The sequence below is a fragment of the Achromobacter sp. RTa genome, from assembly GCF_000757485.1.
Lineage (GTDB): Bacteria > Pseudomonadota > Gammaproteobacteria > Burkholderiales > Burkholderiaceae_B > Achromobacter.
On the sequence record NZ_JPYO01000022.1, the window covers coordinates 131950 to 149424 of the forward strand.

Genomic DNA, 17475 nt, shown 5'->3' on the forward strand with positions numbered 1-17475 from the left:
CTGACATGGGCGCTTTGCCTTATCTCGATCTGCCGCGCGTGCGGCACGCGCGGGGCGTGATGGCCCTGCCGGGCTCCAAGAGCATTTCCAACCGCGTGTTGCTGCTGGCTGCGATCGCCGAAGGCAGCACGGCCATTACCGGGCTGCTGGATTCGGACGATACGCGTGTGATGCTGGCTGCCTTGCGCCAGCTGGGCGTGCAGGTGTCCGAACTGGATGCGGGCCGCGTCACCGTGCAGGGCGTGCCGCGCTTCCCCGTGGAAAGCGCGGACCTGTTCATGGGCAATGCCGGCACCGCCATCCGCCCGCTCACCGCGGCCCTGGCGCTGATGGGCGGCGAATACCGCCTGTCGGGCGTACCGCGCATGCACGAACGCCCCATCGGCGACCTGGTCGAGGCGCTGAGGGCGCTGGGCGCGCGCATCGATTACCTGGGCCAGCCGGGCTATCCGCCACTGCATATCGGCCGCGGCGACATCGCCGAGAATGCGGTGACGCGAGTGCAGGGATCGGTGTCCAGCCAGTTCCTGACGGCCTTGCTGCTGGCCGCGCCGCTGCAGGCGCGCGGCAGCGGCAAGCCGGTCACGATCGAGGTCGTGGGCGAACTCATTTCCAAGCCGTACATCGAGATCACGCTGAACCTGATGGCGCGCTTCGGCGTGCAGGTGCGGCGCGATGGCTGGAGCCGCTTCGTCATCGACGGGGGGGCGTCCTACCGCAGCCCGGGGCAGATCGCCGTCGAGGGCGACGCGTCAACCGCGTCCTACTTCCTCGCGCTGGGCGCGATCGGAGGCGGTCCGCTGCGGGTGACGGGCGTGGGCGCGGACAGCATCCAGGGCGACGTCGCCTTTGCCGGCACGCTGGCCGAGATGGGCGCCAGCGTGACTTACGGCCCCGATTGGATCGAGGTGTCGGGCGCGCGCGTGGCCCAGGGCGAGCGCCTGAAGGCTTTCGACACCGATTTCAACCTGATTCCCGATGCCGCCATGACCGCGGCCGCGCTGGCGTTGTACGCCGACGGCCCGTGCCGCCTGCGCAACATCGGCAGCTGGCGCGTCAAGGAAACCGACCGCATCCATGCCATGCAGACCGAGCTGGCGAAGCTGGGCGCCCAGGTGGAATCGGGGCCGGATTGGCTGCGCGTGACGCCGCCCGCCCGGGACGGCTGGCGCGACGCGCACATCGGCACCTGGGACGACCACCGCATGGCGATGTGCTTCTCGCTGGCGGCTTTCGGCCCGTCGGCTGTTCGTATTCTCGATCCGGGTTGCGTCAGCAAGACGTTCCCGGGTTATTTTGATGTTTACGCGGGACTGGTCCAGGCCTAGGGCCGGGTCCACTCCCTCGCGGATGTGCCCATGACTTCGATTTCCTCCGAAAACTTCTCCGCCGTCCCCGTCATCGCTATCGACGGCCCCACCGCGTCCGGCAAGGGCACCGTGGCCCATCGCGTCGCCAAGGCGCTGGGCTGGGCCGTGCTCGACAGCGGGGCGCTCTACCGCCTGACCGCCCTGGCAGCGCTCGGCCGCGGCCTGTCCGCCGACGACGAACCCGGCGTGGCCCAGGTGGCCGAAAGGCTGGACGTGCGCTTCGACGGCCCCCATGTCTATCTGGAGGGCAGGGAGGTCGGCCACGACATCCGCCGCGAGGAAGTCGGCAATTTCGCCTCCCGCGTGGCGGCTTTTCCGGGCGTGCGCCAGGCGCTGCTCGAGCGCCAGCGCGCCTTTCGCCTGCCTCCGGGCCTGGTGGCGGACGGACGGGACATGGGCACGGTAGTGTTTCCCGACGCCCCCCTGAAGGTGTTCCTGGTCGCCGACGTGGTCGCGCGGGCCGAGAGGCGCTGTAAGCAGTTGATCGAAAAGGGAATTTCTGCTAATCTAGATGACCTTCTTCAGGATATGCGCGAGCGGGACGCCCGCGACATGGGGCGGACTACGGCGCCCTTGGCTCCTGCAGCGGATGCACACGTGCTGGATTCGTCTGATTTGACGGTTGCGGAAACGGTGCAGGCAATACTGGATTTCTGGAAGCGCGCCTCGGCCGGCCGCTGACCCTTCCAGGGTCGGCCCAGCCGGGTTCCTGCCCCCGGATTCCTGGTCCCTTCGGGGATCCACAAGCAGTTTTCTGATTTTTTTATCGGCCCTGTTCAAGCTTGGCGCAACCCCCACGGGCCACCCCGCAAGGGCGAACCGGCAAACAGGTATTTTGACTCCACTGTGGCGGGCAATCCGCTGCGGTGTGTATTTAACGGCCATTTTGGCCCAATGGATTTCAACCCCATGTCTTCCGTTTCCACTACCGCCACCGGCGGCGAAAGCTTCGCCGACCTTTTCGCACAAAGCCTCAAGAGCCAGGACATGAAGTCCGGCGAGGTCATCAGCGCCGAAGTCGTGCGCGTCGACCACAACTTCGTCGTCGTCAACGCCGGCCTGAAGTCCGAAGCGCTGATCCCCCTGGAAGAGTTCCTGAACGACCAGGGCGAGCTCGAAGTGCAACCCGGCGACTTCGTTTCGGTGGCCATCGATTCCCTGGAAAACGGCTACGGCGACACCATCCTGTCGCGTGACCGCGCCAAGCGCCTGTCGGCCTGGCTGCAACTGGAAAAGGCCCTGGAAAACGGCGAGCTGGTTACCGGCACCATCACCGGCAAGGTGAAGGGCGGCCTGACCGTCATGACCAACGGCATCCGCGCGTTCCTGCCGGGTTCGCTGGTGGACCTGCGTCCGGTCAAGGACACCACCCCGTACGAAGGCAAGACCCTCGAATTCAAGGTCATCAAGCTCGACCGCAAGCGCAACAACGTCGTGCTGTCGCGTCGCCAGGTGCTGGAAGCCAGCATGGGCGAAGAGCGCCAGAAGCTGCTCGAAACCCTGCACGAAGGTGCTGTGGTCAAGGGCGTGGTCAAGAACATCACCGACTACGGCGCGTTCGTGGACCTGGGCGGCATCGACGGCCTGCTGCACATCACCGACATGGCCTGGCGCCGTGTGCGTCACCCCTCCGAAGTCCTGCAAGTGGGTCAGGAAGTCGAAGCCAAGGTGCTCAAGTTCGACCAGGAAAAGAGCCGCGTCTCCCTGGGCGTCAAGCAACTGGGCGAAGATCCGTGGGTGGGCCTGGCTCGCCGCTACCCGCAAGGCACCCGCCTGTTCGGCAAGGTCACCAACCTGACCGACTACGGCGCGTTCGTTGAAGTCGAAGCCGGCATCGAAGGCCTGGTCCACGTGTCCGAAATGGACTGGACCAACAAGAACGTCGATCCGCGCAAGGTCGTGACCCTGGGCGAAGAAGTCGAAGTCATGGTCCTGGAAATCGACGAAGACCGTCGTCGTATCTCCCTGGGCATGAAGCAGTGCCGCCAGAACCCGTGGGAAGAGTTCGCCACCAACTTCAAGCGTGGCGACAAGGTCCGCGGCGCCATCAAGTCGATCACCGACTTCGGCGTGTTCGTCGGCCTGCCCGGCGGCATCGACGGCCTGGTCCACCTGTCCGACCTGTCGTGGACGGAAGCTGGCGAAGAAGCCGTGCGCAACTTCAAGAAGGGCGACGAGATCGAAGCCGTGGTTCTGGGCATCGATACCGACAAGGAACGCATCTCGCTGGGCATCAAGCAGCTGGAAGGCGACCCCTTCAACAACTTCGTGGCCACCTTCGACAAGGGCGCCGTTGTTCCGGGCACCATCAAGTCCGTCGAAGCCAAGGGCGCCGTCGTGACGCTGTCCGTGGACGTCGAAGGCTACCTGCGCGCTTCCGAGATCTCCTCGGGCCGCGTCGAAGATGCCACCACCGTCCTGAGCGCCGGCGAGAACATCGAAGCCATGATCGTCAACATCGACCGCAAGACGCGTTCGATCCAGCTGTCGATCAAGGCCCGCGACAACGCCGAGACCGCCGAAACGATCCAGCGCATGTCCGATGCCAGCGCTTCGTCCGGCACCACCAACCTCGGCGCGCTGCTGAAGGCCAAGCTGGACCAACAGCGCAACGACGGTTAATTCGTGACCAAGTCGGAGCTGATCGCCGCCTTGGCGGCCCGCTATCCTCAGCTGGCCGCCCGCGACACCGATTACGCGGTCAAGACCGTGCTCGATGCAATGACCCAGGCCCTGGCCTCGGGCCAGCGCATCGAGATCCGCGGTTTTGGCAGCTTTTCGCTGTCGCAGCGGTCTCCCCGCATTGGGCGCAACCCGAAATCCGGCGAGCAGGTGCTGGTGCCTGGAAAACAGGTGCCGCACTTCAAGGCGGGCAAGGAATTGCGTGAGCGGGTCGACCTGGCCGGCGGCAATGACGAGGACGCTCAATCCACTGGATCGAGTGAACCGATGCCGTCGATGGCGAGTCTGCACGCCATGCATTGACGGCACGGCTGAATGGCTGCCTTCGGGCGGATCCGACCGCGGACAAAGCCCCTTGAGCGATCAAGGGGCTTTGTTTTTGGCGCCCGCAATCGGGTTTTTTTCACGGGAGGCGGGAGACGTCGCTTACAATTGAAAGTCTTGAATTCTTAGGAGCATGCGCCATGCGCTACCTAGTCTGGGCCCTGCGATTGCTCGTGTTTGTTGCGGTATTGATGTTCGCCTTGAAGAACACCGATCCCGTTGCGGTGAAGTTCTACGCCGATTACGTGGTGCAGGACGTCCCGCTCATCGTCGTGATGCTGGTCGTTTTCGTGCTGGGAGCCTTGTTCGGCCTCTTGCTGACCGTGCCCGCCGCCATGCGCCGCCGCCGCGAGGCCATGCGCCTGCGCCGCGAACTGGATCGCGTGCAGGCCGCCGTCAATGGCACCACGCCCGTCGTGCCGCCCGAGGCCGTCGCTCCGATGTCGCCGCTCTGATGCCGCTGCGTACCCCGCAGCTCGTTTTTTCCGCACCGACTTACCGCAAGAGCCCGAACAGTGGATTTTGAACCTTGGTGGTTGATTTTCGTGCCGGTGCTGTTTGCGCTGGGCTGGCTGGCCGCGCGTTTCGACATCCGGCAGATGCTGCGGGAAACCCGCAGCCTGCCCGATTCGTATTTCCGGGGCTTGAACTTCCTCCTCAACGAGGAGCCTGACCGCGCCATCGACGCCTTCGTCGAAGTCGCCAAGCTGGATCCCGAAACCACCGAGCTGCACTTCGCGCTGGGTAGCCTGTTTCGCCGCCGCGGCGAGATGGAGCGCGCCATCCGCGTGCACCAAAGCCTGCTGAACCGCTCGGACCTGCCCGCCGCCGAGCGCGAGCACGCCCAGCACGAGCTGGCCCAGGACTTCCTGAAGGCCGGCATGCTGGACCGCGCGGAAAGCGGCTTCGAGCAGCTCAAGGACACCCGCTACGCCTTGCCGGCGCTGCGTTCGCTGATCCGCATCTTCGAATCCGAACATGATTGGCCGCGCGCGATCGAGGCCGTGAAGACGCTGCAGGGCCTGGTCGACGAGCCGGTGCCGCAGATCGTGCACTATTACTGCGAGCAGGCGCAGTCCGCGCTGGCGTCCAAGCCGGCCGACATCGAGGCCGCCCACAAGGCGCTGGACGCCGCCGACCACGCGCTGTCGTCCATCGAGGCCACCTCGAGCCGGGGCGGCATGGTGCGCACGGCGATGCTGCGCGCCAGGCTGGCCCTCATCGAACAGGATCCGAAGCGCGAACGGCTGTACCTGGAGTCGGTCATGACCGACGCTCCGGAATACGCCGGCCTCGTCGCGGAGCAGGTGCTGGCCAATTACCGCACCGCCAACCAGGCCGAAGCCGGGCTGGAAGTGCTGCAGAAGCAGTACGAGCGCCACGCCTCCCTGGATCTCTTCAATGTGCTGTTCCGCGAGCTGCGCGTCCAGAAGGGGGCCGCGCCGGCATGGACCTTCGCTCGGGGCGCCTTGCGCAGCCATCCTTCCCTGCTGGGCCTGGATCGACTGCTGGAAGCCGAATTGGCCAATGGTGAGGGCAACGCCGACCATGGCCCCGTGCCGGGCGCCGACCTGACGCTGCTGCGCAGCCTGATCCACAAGCATACGCAGCGGCTGGACCGCTACGCATGCCGTAGTTGCGGTTTTCAAGCGCGTCGTTTTTACTGGCAATGTCCCGGCTGCAATGCCTGGGAAACCTACGCGCCGCGCCGCCTGGAAGAACTTGAATGAACTCTTTTCCCGCCGAAGCCATCTCGCATAGCCGCGTTCTCGTGGTAGGCGACGTGATGCTGGACCGGTACTGGTTCGGCGAGGTCGAACGCATTTCGCCGGAAGCGCCGGTCCCCGTGGTGCGGGTCGCCCGCCGCGAAGACCGCCTGGGCGGCGCCGCGAACGTTGCCCGCAACGTGGCGGCGCTGGGAGGGCACGTGACCCTCGTGGGCGTCCTGGGCGAAGACGAGGCGGGCGACAGCGTCCGACGCCTGTCCACCGAGGCGGGCATCCAGGCGGAACTGATCACCGACCCGTCCCTGCACACCACGCTCAAGATGCGCGTGCTGGGCCGGCAGCAGCAATTGCTGCGGGTCGATTTCGAGCAACACCCGGCCCAGGCCGCGCTGGACAGCGTGGACGCCGCGCTGGCCCGCCACCTGGCCAACCACGACATCGTCGTGCTGTCCGACTACGCCAAGGGCGTGCTGACGCGGGTGGAAGCCCTCATCGTGCTGGCTCGCGCCGCCGGTATTCCGGTGCTGGTGGACCCGAAAGGCGATGACTACACCCGCTATCGCGGCGCCACCCTTGTCACCCCCAACCGGTCGGAAATGCAGCAAGCCGTGGGCCGCTGGAATTCCGAGGCAGAACTGACCGATCGCGCGCAGCGGCTGCGCGCCGACCTGGATCTGGAGGCCTTGCTCGTGACGCGTTCCGAGCAGGGCATGACTTTATTTACCGATGCGGGACGCGACCACATCGACGCGCAGGCGCACGAGGTGTTCGACGTGTCCGGTGCCGGCGATACCGTGCTGGCCACGCTGGCGGTATCGCGCGCCATTGATTTGCCGTGGGCGGACGCCATGGCCTGGGCCAACCGGGCCGGCGGCATCGCCGTGGGCAAGCTGGGCACGTCCGTCGTCACCGCCGCCGAACTGGCAGGAGAATCCTCATGATCGTCGTTACCGGAGCCGCGGGCTTCATAGGCAGCAACCTGGTGCGCGGGCTCAACCGCCGCGGCATCGAGGACATCATCGCGGTCGATGACCTGACCGAGGGCGACAAATTCGTCAATCTGGTCGACTGCAAGATCGCCGACTACCTGGACAAGGACGATTTCCGCCGGCGCATCGCGGACGGCAGCATCGGGGAAATCCGCGCGGTGCTGCACCAGGGCGCATGCTCCGACACCACCGAGCGCAACGGCCGCTACATGCTCGACAACAACTACCGGGTAACGCTCGAGCTGTTCGAATTCTGCCAGGCGCGTCGCATCCCCTTCCTGTACGCCTCTTCCGCGGCGGTCTACGGCGGCTCGTCGGTCTACGTCGAGGATCCCGCCAACGAAGGCCCCCTGAACGTCTACGGCTATTCCAAGCTGCTGTTCGACCAGGTGCTGCGCCGGCGCATGGACAGCCTGACCGCCCAGGTGGTGGGCCTGCGCTATTTCAACGTCTACGGCCCGCACGAACAGCACAAGGGCCGCATGGCCTCGGTGGCCTTCCACAACATGAACCAGTTCCTGGAGCACGGCCATGTCCGCCTGTTCGCGGGCTGGGACGGCTATCCGGACGGCGGCCAGAGCCGCGATTTCATTTCCGTCGAGGACGTGGTCGCCGTGAACCTCCATTTCCTGGACCACCCCGGGCAGTCCGGCATCTTCAATTGCGGCACGGGCCGGGCCCAGCCGTTCAATGACGTGGCTGCCGGCGTGGTCAATGCGCTGCGCGCGGAGCGCGGCGAGGCCGAGCTGACGCTGGCGCAGCTGGTCGAACAGGGCCTCATCCGCTACATCCCGTTCCCGGACGACCTGAAAGGCCGCTACCAAAGCTACACCCAGGCTGATGTCTCGCGTCTGCGCGCGGCGGGTTTCCAGGCGCCGATGCGCGACGTGCGAACCGGCGTGTCGGAGTATGTGCGCTACTGGCGCGCCCGCAAGTAAGGGCGTCAATGCGCTTCGGGAAAAACCACCGGCCGGCCGGTGGTTTTTTTTGCCTGTATGGCTCGCAGGGCCGGATTTCGTGGCGGCTTGCCGGGGTGGATGTTTCCGTTCACCGTCAGGTCCGAAGGACGGAGGGGCGGGCATGATCGATGCGTGGCCCAACACCCGTTGCGCCCATTCTTCAGGAGGCATCCATGAATCCGTTTCTACATTCCGCCGCGGCGCAGCCTTCCCCGTCCTCGCGGTGGCGCGGCGCGCGCCGGCCAGGGCTGGCGCGCAGGCCGGGCGCCAGGCCCGCGCCGCGTGCCTTGCGGCGAGCGCTGGGCGCGTTGCTCATGATGGCGGGGCTGGGCTTTGCAGCATCGCCGGCGCATGCGGTGGACGTGAACCAGGCGAGCGCGCAGCAACTGGAGGCCGTCCGGGGCATAGGCCCCCGCACCGCCGAGATCATCGTGCGGGAGCGCGAGCGCGGCGGCAAGTTCGAATCGCTGGACGATCTGGCTGAACGCGTGCGAGGCATCGGCGCGAAAAAGGCCCAGGCCCTGCAGGCCGCGGGATTGCAGGTCGGCCCGGCGGGGGCTCAGGCGCCGACACCGGCCGGGGCCGCCGCCGCGGCGGCCAAGCCTGCCGCCAGCCCCCCCGCAGCCTCGCCCGGCGCGCCACGGGCGCCGGCCCGCCCCAGGCCTTGACGGCGCGGTCCGGCGGGGAAGCCCTGGCGGGAGCGCGGCTTTTCGCGCCGCCTGCCGCCAGGCGGAGTTATCATCATCCGCATGACTACTACCTATCCCACTATCGAGCAGACCGTCGGCAACACGCCGCTGGTGCGCCTGCAGCGCATCCCCGGGGCCGCGGGCGCCGCGCGGGGCAATGTCATCCTGGCCAAGCTGGAGGGCAACAACCCCGCGGGCTCCGTGAAAGACCGCCCCGCGTTGTCGATGATCAAGCACGCGGAAGAGCGCGGCGACATCAAGCCGGGCGATACCCTCATCGAAGCCACCAGCGGCAATACCGGCATCGCGCTGGCCATGGCGGCAGCCATGCGCGGCTATCGCATGATCCTCATCATGCCCGATAACCTCTCGGTGGAACGCCGCGCGGCCATGGCCGCCTACGGCGCCGAGCTGATCCTGACGCCCGCCGACAAGGGCGGCATGGAATACGCTCGCGATCTGGCCACCGAGATGCAGGCCGACGGCCGCGGCCTGGTCCTGGACCAGTTCGCCAACCCCGACAATCCCCGCGCCCACATCGAGACCACCGGTCCGGAAATCTGGAACCAGACCGAAGGCCGCGTTACGCATTTCGTGAGCGCAATGGGCACCACGGGCACCATCATGGGCGTGTCGACCTACCTGAAGTCGCGCAACCCCGCCGTTCAGGTGGTGGGCGCGCAGCCGGCGGAAGGCTCGTCGATTCCCGGCATCCGCAAGTGGCCCGAAGCCTACATGCCCAAGATCTTCGACCGCAGCCGAGTGGATGCCTATGAATCCATCCAGCAATCGGAAGCCGAGGTCATGGCGCGGCGGCTTGCGGCGGAGGAAGGCATCTTCGGCGGGATTTCCTCGGCCGGTGCGTTGGTCGCCGCCCTGCGCGTGGCGGAGCGCGTCAACGACGCCACGATCGTCTTCATCGTGTGCGACCGCGGCGACCGCTATCTTTCCACCGGCGTATTCAACTGAACTGAACGCACGTAAATCAAACGCCCGGGCAAGCGTCGCCCGGGCGTTTTCGTTTTCCTGCGCCGTTCACGGCCGGCGTCTAGCGGCCCACGCGGACCTCGATCTCGTCGGCCAGGTCGGCCACGGAAGTGGCGTAGAAATAGCTGCGGTTGTACTTGGTGAGCGCGAAGAAGTTGGGCGTGCCGACGCGGTACTGCGCCGTGCCCCGGGCTTCCTCCACGAGGTCGACGACTCCCAGCGGCTGGCTGGTCCAACCGTCGCCGGAGGCGCCCGGCTGCAGGCGCGCGCCGGCCGCCGTAAGCGAGCCCCAGCTCTGCTTGGGCTCCAGCCCGCCGTCGACCAGCGGGGTGGGGTCCACGGGCAGCGTCACGGGCGCGAACACCGGCAGGCCGCGCTGCCAGCCGTGTTGCGACAGGAAGCTGCCCACCGACATGATCGCGTCGCGGGTGTTGTTGGTGAGGTCGATATGGCCGTTGTCGTCGCCGTCGACCGCGTAGTGGATGACGCTGGTGGGCATGAATTGCGGCATGCCGATGGCGCCGGCGTATGAGCCGCGGGTTTCGAGATCCAGCTTGTCCTGCATGACCAGGGTCAGGAAGTCCGCCAACTGGCCGCGGAACATCGTGGCGCGCTCGGGCTTGGCAGGGTCCGGGTAGTCGAAGGCCAGCGTGGTCAGGGCGTCCAGCACCCGGAAGTTGCCCATATTGCGGCCGTACAGCGTTTCCACGCCGATGATCGACGCGATGATGGGCGCGGGCACGCCGAAGCGCTGGGCGGCCTGGTTGAGCAGGTCACGGTTCTCGTTGTAGAAGTCGACGCCCCAGCCGATGCGTTTGGGTTCGACGAAGCGCGAACGGTACGTCAGCCAGCTGCGCCAGATTTTCTTGCCCGGCGGGGACGGCGCGATCAGGCGCGCGACCGTGGCGTTGTAGCGCGAGCTCTCCAGCGCCGCGACCATCGGGTCCAGCGGCAGTTGGCGATCCGTGGCCAGGCTCTCCACGAACGAACGGACTTCCGGCCGCAGCGCGCCGTTGGCGCCCAGCGCGGCGGGGCCGTCGTCCGACAGTTCGGAGCCGGGGGGCGGCGCTGAGGGGCCGATGCGGATGGGGGCAGGGGCGGATGACGAGGCGGCGGGCTGGGAAGCCGGGTTGGATGCGGAGGTAGCGGAGGGAGCGGTGGTGGAGCAGCCCGCCAGCACGGCGGAAAGGGCTCCGAGTTGCAGTAATCGCCGACAGATGAACATAATCTTCCTTATGGAGACCATGTATCTTACCCACCCGGCATGCCGCTTGCATGAAATGGGGAGTTGGCATCCCGAAAGCCCGCAGAGGCTGGACGCCATTTCGGACCAGTTGCTCGCCAGCGGATTGATGCCTTACCTGGATGACCGGCAGGCGCCGCAGGCATCCCGTCACGACTTGTTGCGCGTGCACACTGTCCAGTATCTGAACAGTCTGCGCGAAAACACGCCGGACCAAGGGTATTTCCCTATAGATCCCGATACGCTGATGAACCCGCACACCTACGAGGCCGCGCTGTACGCGGCCGGCGCGGGGGTGGCGGCGGTGGACGCGGTGGTGGGCGGCGAAGCGCGCACCGCCTTCTGCGCGGTGAGGCCTCCCGGGCACCATGCCTGCCGCTCCCAGGCTATGGGATTCTGCTTTCTCAACAACATTGCTATTGCGGCGCAGCATGCGCTGGATTTCCACGGTTTGGCGCGCGTGGCCATCATTGATTTCGACGTGCACCACGGCAATGGCACCGAAGACGTCTTCGCCGGGGACGAGCGCGTGCTGATGTGCAGCTTCTTCCAGCATCCCTTCTTTCCGAACAGCGGCGCCGACCACCCGGCCGCCAATATGCTGAACGTGCCCGTGCCGGCCTATACGGCGGGGGCCGCCGTCAGGGCCATCGTGACGGATACCTGGCTGCCCCGGCTGGAGGCGCACAAGCCCGAATTGATCCTGGTGTCCGCCGGTTTCGACGCGCATCGCGAGGACGATATGGGCCAGATGGGCCTGGTCGAGGCCGACTATGCCTGGATCACCGAACGGCTCGTCGAGGTCGCGGATCGCCATTGCCAGGGCCGGATCGTCAGCACGCTGGAGGGCGGTTACAACTTGTCAGCCCTGGGGCGCAGCGTGGTCGCGCATATACGAGCGCTGGCGAAGCTGTAGAATCAGGAAAAAATTGTGCAATGCGATCCCGGCGCATGCCGGGTAATTATTTCCATTTGGAGGCAGCGGGATGAAGGTGTTGGTACCTGTCAAGCGCGTCGTTGACTACAACGTCAAGGTGCGCGTCAAGTCTGATCAGACTGGTGTGGATATCGCCAATGTGAAGATGTCCATGAACCCCTTTGACGAAATCGCCGTCGAGGAAGCGACGCGGCTGAAGGAAAAGGGCGCGGTTGCGGAAGTGGTGGCGGTTTCTTGCGGCGTTGCGCAATGCCAGGAGACGCTGCGCACGGCGATGGCCATCGGCGCCGACCGCGGCGTGCTGGTGCAGACCGACGCCGAGCTGCAGCCGCTGGCCGTGGCCAAGCTGCTGAAGGCGCTGGTCGACAAGGAACAGCCGCAGCTGGTGATCCTGGGCAAGCAGGCCATCGACGACGACGCCAACCAGACCGGCCAGATGCTGGCCGCGCTGCTGGACTGGCCGCAGGCCACGTTCGCCAGCAAGGTCGAGCTGGCCGACGGCAAGGCTACCGTCACTCGCGAAGTGGACGGCGGCCTGGAGACGCTGACGCTCAAGCTGCCGGCCATCGTCACCACCGACCTGCGCCTGAACGAGCCGCGCTACGTCACGCTGCCGAACATCATGAAGGCCAAGAAGAAGCAGCTCGACACCGTCACCCCTGAAGATCTGGGTGTGGATCCGGCTCCCCGCCTGAAGACGCTGAAGGTCAGCGAGCCGCCCGCCCGCAAGGCCGGCATCAAGGTGGCCGATGTCGCGGCCCTGGTGGACAAACTCAAGAACGAAGCGAAGGTGGTCTGAACATGACGACGCTGGTTATTGCCGAACACGATAACGCCCAGCTCAAGGGCGCAACCCTGAACGCCGTCGCCGCCGCCGCCAAGATCGGAGGCGACGTGCACGTGCTGGTCGCCGGCGCCAATGCGCGCGCGGTGGCCGAGCAGGCTGCCGCCGCCGCGGGCGTGGCCAAGGTCCTGCTGGCCGACGCGCCGCAACTGGCCGACGGCCTGGCCGAGAACGTCGCGGCCCAGGTGCTGGCGGTGGCCTCGGGCTACAGCCACATCCTGTTCCCGGCCACGGCCTCGGGCAAGAACGTGGCCCCGCGCGTGGCGGCCAAGCTGGACGTGGCGCAGATCTCCGACATCATCGGCGTGGAATCCGCCGACACCTTCCAGCGCCCGATCTACGCCGGCAACGCGATCGCCACGGTGCAGTCGGCCGATGCCGTGAAGGTCATCACCGTGCGCACCACCGGCTTTGACGCGGTTGCCGCCCAAGGCGGCTCGGCCGCCGTGGAAGAGGTAGCCGCCGTGGCCGATTCGGGCCTGTCCACCTTCGTGGGCCGCGAAGTCGCCAAGAGCGACCGTCCCGAACTGGCCGGCGCGCGCGTGGTGGTCTCGGGCGGCCGTGGCCTGGGCAGTGCCGAGAACTTCAAGATCCTGGATCCGCTGGCCGACAAGCTGGGCGCGGCGCTGGGCGCCTCGCGCGCCGCGGTCGACGCGGGCTACGCGCCTAACGACTGGCAAGTCGGTCAGACCGGCAAGATCGTCGCCCCGCAGCTGTACGTGGCGGTTGGTATCTCGGGCGCCATCCAGCACCTGGCCGGCATGAAGGATTCCAAGGTCATCGTCGCCATCAACAAGGATCCGGAAGCGCCGATCTTCGGCGTGGCCGACTACGGCCTGGTCGGCGACCTGTTCCAGGTCGTGCCCGAACTGACCAACGCACTGTAAGCCTTTCAAGGCCTGCTTTGCCGAAAGCCCGCCAGCGTCGACGCTGGCGGGCTTTTCCATTTCTGGAAACCGCTGCCCGGCCGGGTTTGATTCCGATGCCACAAATCTTTTGATTTATCGAAAGATTCTGATAATGTATTTCGCGCGGCTCGATTAGCGAAAGTGCTTGACCTGTACAGAACGAAGGAGATTCGGGATGGAATGGTTCTTTGACACTCTGCGAAAGTATCCGGAACTCGCGATATTCCTTACCTTGGGCCTGGGATATTGGATAGGCGCCAAGAAGATATTCGGGTTCAATCTGGGGGCGGTCACCGGCACGCTGCTGGTGGGGGTGCTGGTCGGGCAACTGAACATCACCATCGCACCAATCGTGAAGCAGGTTTTCTTCCTGCTTTTTCTTTTTGGGCTCGGCTATGGCGTCGGGCCTCAATTCTTCCGCGGCATGAAAAGCGATGGCCTTCCACAGGTCATCTTCGCGGTCATCATTTGCGTCATCTGCTTGCTGGTTACTTGGGGCACGGCAGTCGCCTTCGGCTTTGACGCCGGCACCGGCGCGGGCCTGCTGTCCGGCGCGCAGACGATTTCCGCGGTGATGGGGGTGGCTACCGACACGATCAATGGCTTGAGCGTCGACGCCGACACCAAGAAAAAGTGGATCGACAGCATTCCGGTGGCCTATGCCGTCTGCTACATCTTCGGCACGGTGGGCAGCGCCTGGATCCTGGCGTCGCTTGGCCCGAAGCTGATGCGCGTGGACATCGTGAAGGAATGCCAGGAATACGAGGCCAAGATGTCCGGCGGCGCCGACTCCATGGAGCTGTCGGGCTACCGCAAGTTCACGGCCCGCGCCTACAGGCTGGACCGCCCGGAGCTCGTGGGCAAGACGGTGGGTGAGCTGGAAGCCCGCTTCGTCGAGGCCCGGGTCTTCGTCGAGCGCATCCGCCGCGGCGACCAGATCCTGGACAGCGATTCCAAGACCGTGCTTCAGGCCGGCGACGTGCTCGGGGTGACCGGCCGGCACGACGCCCTGGTCACGCAAGCCCCCGGCATCATCGGCGGCGAGGTCGAGGACCGCGACGTGATCAATCTGCCCGCCGAGGTGGTCGAAGTCGTGCTGACGAACAAGAACATTGCCGGCAAGACGGTGCAGGAAATCGCCGAGAGCGAGGCGGTGCGTGAATTGGGCCGCGGCGTCTTCCTGCGCAAGGTCGTGCGCGGCGGCCATGAAATGCCCGTCAACTGGGGCCTGAAACTGGACCGTGGCGACCGGCTGTTCCTGCTGGGCGCCAAGCGCGACGTGGAGCGGGCGGTCGGCAAGGTGGGCTACGTGGATCGCGCCACCGACCAGACCGACATGGTGTTCGTGGGCTTCGGCATCCTGCTGGGCGGCCTGTTCGGCTCCCTGGTGCTGACCGTGGGCGGCATCCCCATCACGCTGTCGACCTCGGGCGGCTCGCTGATCGCCGGCCTGATCTTCGGCTATCTGCGCTCGGTGCACCCGACCTTCGGGCGAGTGCCGGAACCGGTGCACTGGTTCCTGACGTCCGTCGGACTGACCACCTTCGTGGCGGTCGTCGGCATCTCGTCCGGACCGGGCTTCGTGCTGGGCTTCCAGCAACTTGGCGCCAAGCTCTTCGTGGCAGGCATCATCGCCACCAGCGTGCCCATGATCCTGGGCGTGTACATCGCCCGCTACGTTTTCAAGTTCCACCCCGCCATCTCGCTGGGCGTCTGCGCAGGCGCCCGGACCACGACGGCCGCCATCGGGCAGATCACCGAAACGGCGAAAAGCCAGGTGCCCGCCCTGGGCTACACAGTGCCTTACGCGATCGGCAATACCCTGCTCATCATCTGGGGGATCGTCATCGTCATGCTCATGACCTAGCGGGCCGCCCGCGGGCCCGCCGGTCCGCGGACAGCACAAGAAGGACGGCCAGGGCAAGCCCGCCGTCCCGGCAAGCGCCTGTCACAACGCAACCAGGAGTACTGAACAATGGCTTCCACCGCGCCTCTCTCCATCAGCCTGGCCTCGGCCCTGAAAACGACCCGCTCGCGCCAACGCGATCTCGAACAGCTTTCTCCCTTCGAGCTTAAGGACTACCTGATTACGCTGGCCAAGGACAATCAGCACACTGCCGCGCTGACCATGTTGAATGCCGGACGCGGCAATCCGAACTGGATAGCCACCGAGCCGCGCGACGCGTTTTTCCTGCTGGGCCAGTTCGCGATGAAGGAAGCGCGTCGGGTCCGCGACGAGACGATCCTGGCCGGAATGCCGCCGAAGAAGGGCTGCGCCGACCGCTTGCGCAAATTCCTGTCCAAGAACAAAGGCCAGGAAGGCCGTGACTTCCTGCTTGGCGCGCTGGACTATGGCGTGAAGGTCAAGGGCTTCGACCCTGACGCCTGGATCCATGAGTTGACCGACAGCGTCATCGGCGACAACTATCCCGTGCCGCCGCGCGCCCTGGTCCATCTGGAACAGATCGTGCACGATTACCTGATCAAGGAAATGTGCGATGGCCGTCCTCCCAAGGGCAAGTTCGACCTGTTCCCGGTCGAGGGCGGTACGGCTGCCATGTGCTACATCTTCGATTCGCTGATGCAGAATGGGCTGCTCAAGCAGGGCGATACCATCGCGCTGTTCCTGCCGACCTTCACTCCCTACATCGAGATCGCGCACCTGGAGCGTTTCCAGTTCAAGATCGTGGCGATCAATGCCGACAGCATGCGGGCCGACGGCACGCACGACTGGCACTATCCGGCTTCCGAGATCGCCAAGCTGGAGGATCCCAAGATAAAGCTGGCGGTGACGGTGAACCCCAGCAATCCTCCGTCCGTGGCGTTCAGCCCGGTGGAAATGAAGCAGATCGTGCGCCTGATCCGCAAGAACCCTGACCTGGTGCTGGTGACGGACGACGTATACGGCACCTTCGTCCCGAATTTCCGCTCGCTGATGGCCGAAGTGCCGCACAACACGATTTGCGTGTACTCGTTTTCGAAGAATTTCGGCTGCACGGGGTGGCGCCTGGGGGTGATCGCGACCCATGAGACGAACACGATGGACCGTCGCATCGCCGAGCTGCCGGCGGCCTGGAAGAAGCGCCTGAACAAGCGCTATGGCGCCATGACGATGGAGCCCGAAAAGCTCAAGTTCATCGACCGGATGGTCGCCGACAGCCGCAACGTCGCGCTGAACCACACCGCCGGCCTGTCGCTGCCGCAGCAGGTGCAGATGGGGCTTTTCGCGCTGTCGCACTTGCTGGACCTGAAGGACGACTACAAGCACCTGACGATGAAGATCGTGCGCGACCGGCGCGACGCGCTGTGGCGCGGCCTGGGCATACCCATGCCCCCCGAAGATCCCATGCGGGCGTGGTACTACGTGGAGCTGGACTTCATGGTCTGGGCCAAGATCATGTACGGGGACGGATTCTGCAAGTACATGGTCGGCAACTACGAGCCCGTGGACTTCCTGTTCCGCCTGGCCGAGAAGTCCGGCGTGGTGCTGATGGACGGCGGCGGCTTCGGTGGGCCGCCGTGGTCGATCCGCATTTCGCTGGCCAACCTGGACGACGGCGACTACGCCAAGATCGGCAAGCACATGGTCGAAGCCGCGACCGAGTATGTTGAGGCGTGGAAGCACTCCGAACTGGTGCGTTCGGGCCCCACGGCCGGCAAGGGCCAGAAGATCAAGGCCTCCGCGGCCAAGCGCTCGACGGGAAGCAAGAAGGCCGGCGCCAGCGTGGCCAGGAAGGCGATCAAGCAGGCGGTCAAGAAAGCCGACACCGACGCCAAGTCGGCCAGGAAGGGCGCGGCACGCAAATAGCAAACCCA

Annotated in this window: 16 protein-coding genes; 15 read left to right on the forward strand and 1 reads right to left on the reverse strand. The window is 65.8% G+C overall.

Annotated features, from left to right (window positions below; translation table 11 throughout):
- Nucleotides 1-5 precede the first annotated feature (5 nt).
- The 10 genes from aroA (at nucleotide 6) to cysM (ending at nucleotide 9709) form a co-directional block, all read left to right on the forward strand.
- On the forward strand, nucleotides 6-1328 hold the full coding sequence (aroA, locus tag JL37_RS07385) for a 3-phosphoshikimate 1-carboxyvinyltransferase (protein WP_043542990.1): 1323 nt from the start codon (nucleotides 6-8) through the stop codon (nucleotides 1326-1328).
- 30 nt (nucleotides 1329-1358) lie between these two features.
- Nucleotides 1359-2051 carry a (d)CMP kinase gene (gene cmk, locus JL37_RS07390; RefSeq protein WP_043542992.1) on the forward strand — a complete coding sequence of 231 codons (693 nt, stop codon included), beginning with the start codon at nucleotides 1359-1361 and terminating at the stop codon, nucleotides 2049-2051.
- Nucleotides 2052-2279: 228 nt separating this feature from the next.
- Nucleotides 2280-3992, forward strand: coding sequence for a 30S ribosomal protein S1 (rpsA, locus tag JL37_RS07395; RefSeq protein ID WP_043542994.1), 1713 nt, complete (start codon nucleotides 2280-2282; stop codon nucleotides 3990-3992).
- 3 nt (nucleotides 3993-3995) lie between these two features.
- On the forward strand, nucleotides 3996-4355 hold the full coding sequence (locus JL37_RS07400) for an integration host factor subunit beta (RefSeq protein ID WP_043542995.1): 360 nt from the start codon (nucleotides 3996-3998) through the stop codon (nucleotides 4353-4355).
- 161 nt (nucleotides 4356-4516) lie between these two features.
- A complete protein-coding gene (locus tag JL37_RS07405; protein WP_043542997.1) occupies nucleotides 4517-4831 on the forward strand; it encodes a lipopolysaccharide assembly LapA domain-containing protein in 315 nt (104 codons plus the stop codon).
- Between the two features lie 60 nt (nucleotides 4832-4891).
- Entirely contained in the window at nucleotides 4892-6106 is a 1215-nt protein-coding gene (lapB, locus tag JL37_RS07410) for a lipopolysaccharide assembly protein LapB (protein WP_043542999.1), read from the forward strand.
- Nucleotides 6103-7044, forward strand: coding sequence for a D-glycero-beta-D-manno-heptose-7-phosphate kinase (rfaE1, locus tag JL37_RS07415; protein WP_052096923.1), 942 nt, complete (start codon nucleotides 6103-6105; stop codon nucleotides 7042-7044). Before lapB ends, rfaE1 begins: the two co-directional genes overlap by 4 nt.
- Complete coding sequence (gene rfaD, locus JL37_RS07420) at nucleotides 7041-8030, forward strand: ADP-glyceromanno-heptose 6-epimerase (RefSeq protein WP_043543000.1); 990 nt, start codon at nucleotides 7041-7043, stop codon at nucleotides 8028-8030. Before rfaE1 ends, rfaD begins: the two co-directional genes overlap by 4 nt.
- A 194-nt stretch (nucleotides 8031-8224) precedes the next feature.
- On the forward strand, nucleotides 8225-8719 hold the full coding sequence (locus JL37_RS07425) for a DUF655 domain-containing protein (RefSeq protein ID WP_043543001.1): 495 nt from the start codon (nucleotides 8225-8227) through the stop codon (nucleotides 8717-8719).
- A gap of 81 nt (nucleotides 8720-8800) precedes the next feature.
- Nucleotides 8801-9709 (forward strand): cysteine synthase CysM, encoded by a 909-nt coding sequence (cysM, locus tag JL37_RS07430; RefSeq protein WP_043543002.1) that lies wholly within the window; start codon nucleotides 8801-8803, stop codon nucleotides 9707-9709.
- A 79-nt stretch (nucleotides 9710-9788) separates the two neighbouring features.
- Here cysM and mltB read toward each other — a convergent pair whose 3' ends face one another.
- Nucleotides 9789-10952 carry a lytic murein transglycosylase B gene (gene mltB / locus JL37_RS07435; RefSeq protein WP_043543003.1) on the reverse strand — a complete coding sequence of 388 codons (1164 nt, stop codon included), beginning with the start codon at nucleotides 10950-10952 and terminating at the stop codon, nucleotides 9789-9791.
- 10 nt (nucleotides 10953-10962) lie between these two features.
- On the opposite strand from mltB, the gene JL37_RS07440 reads away from it, so the two are divergent.
- The 5 genes from JL37_RS07440 to JL37_RS07460 all read left to right on the forward strand — a co-directional run bounded on the left by JL37_RS07440 (nucleotide 10963) and on the right by JL37_RS07460 (nucleotide 17467).
- On the forward strand, nucleotides 10963-11886 hold the full coding sequence (locus tag JL37_RS07440) for a histone deacetylase family protein (RefSeq protein ID WP_081954996.1): 924 nt from the start codon (nucleotides 10963-10965) through the stop codon (nucleotides 11884-11886).
- 70 nt (nucleotides 11887-11956) lie between these two features.
- Nucleotides 11957-12706 carry an electron transfer flavoprotein subunit beta/FixA family protein gene (locus tag JL37_RS07445; RefSeq protein ID WP_043543004.1) on the forward strand — a complete coding sequence of 250 codons (750 nt, stop codon included), beginning with the start codon at nucleotides 11957-11959 and terminating at the stop codon, nucleotides 12704-12706.
- A 2-nt stretch (nucleotides 12707-12708) separates the two neighbouring features.
- Complete coding sequence (locus JL37_RS07450) at nucleotides 12709-13638, forward strand: electron transfer flavoprotein subunit alpha/FixB family protein (protein ID WP_043543005.1); 930 nt, start codon at nucleotides 12709-12711, stop codon at nucleotides 13636-13638.
- Between the two features lie 196 nt (nucleotides 13639-13834).
- Nucleotides 13835-15526, forward strand: a complete 1692-nt coding sequence (gene aspT / locus JL37_RS07455; protein WP_043543006.1) for an aspartate-alanine antiporter — start codon at nucleotides 13835-13837, stop codon at nucleotides 15524-15526.
- 108 nt (nucleotides 15527-15634) lie between these two features.
- Nucleotides 15635-17467 carry a bifunctional aspartate transaminase/aspartate 4-decarboxylase gene (locus JL37_RS07460; protein WP_043543007.1) on the forward strand — a complete coding sequence of 611 codons (1833 nt, stop codon included), beginning with the start codon at nucleotides 15635-15637 and terminating at the stop codon, nucleotides 17465-17467.
- The last annotated feature ends 8 nt before the right edge of the window (nucleotides 17468-17475 follow it).

What these genes read in the sequence shown, in the direction of transcription:
- JL37_RS07460 (WP_043543007.1), top strand. Translation starts at nt 15,635, where the DNA reads ATGGCTTCCACCGCGCCTCTCTCCATCAGCCTGGCCTCGGCCCTGAAA.
- JL37_RS07425 (WP_043543001.1), top strand. Translation starts at nt 8,225, where the DNA reads ATGAATCCGTTTCTACATTCCGCCGCGGCGCAGCCTTCCCCGTCCTCG.
- cmk (WP_043542992.1), top strand. Translation starts at nt 1,359, where the DNA reads ATGACTTCGATTTCCTCCGAAAACTTCTCCGCCGTCCCCGTCATCGCT.
- rfaD (WP_043543000.1), top strand. Translation starts at nt 7,041, where the DNA reads ATGATCGTCGTTACCGGAGCCGCGGGCTTCATAGGCAGCAACCTGGTG.
- aspT (WP_043543006.1), top strand. Translation starts at nt 13,835, where the DNA reads ATGGAATGGTTCTTTGACACTCTGCGAAAGTATCCGGAACTCGCGATA.
- cysM (WP_043543002.1), top strand. Translation starts at nt 8,801, where the DNA reads ATGACTACTACCTATCCCACTATCGAGCAGACCGTCGGCAACACGCCG.
- JL37_RS07445 (WP_043543004.1), top strand. Translation starts at nt 11,957, where the DNA reads ATGAAGGTGTTGGTACCTGTCAAGCGCGTCGTTGACTACAACGTCAAG.
- JL37_RS07450 (WP_043543005.1), top strand. Translation starts at nt 12,709, where the DNA reads ATGACGACGCTGGTTATTGCCGAACACGATAACGCCCAGCTCAAGGGC.
- JL37_RS07405 (WP_043542997.1), top strand. Translation starts at nt 4,517, where the DNA reads ATGCGCTACCTAGTCTGGGCCCTGCGATTGCTCGTGTTTGTTGCGGTA.
- JL37_RS07440 (WP_081954996.1), top strand. Translation starts at nt 10,963, where the DNA reads ATGGAGACCATGTATCTTACCCACCCGGCATGCCGCTTGCATGAAATG.
- mltB (WP_043543003.1), bottom strand. Translation starts at nt 10,952, where the DNA reads ATGTTCATCTGTCGGCGATTACTGCAACTCGGAGCCCTTTCCGCCGTG.
- rpsA (WP_043542994.1), top strand. Translation starts at nt 2,280, where the DNA reads ATGTCTTCCGTTTCCACTACCGCCACCGGCGGCGAAAGCTTCGCCGAC.
- rfaE1 (WP_052096923.1), top strand. Translation starts at nt 6,103, where the DNA reads ATGAACTCTTTTCCCGCCGAAGCCATCTCGCATAGCCGCGTTCTCGTG.
- aroA (WP_043542990.1), top strand. Translation starts at nt 6, where the DNA reads ATGGGCGCTTTGCCTTATCTCGATCTGCCGCGCGTGCGGCACGCGCGG.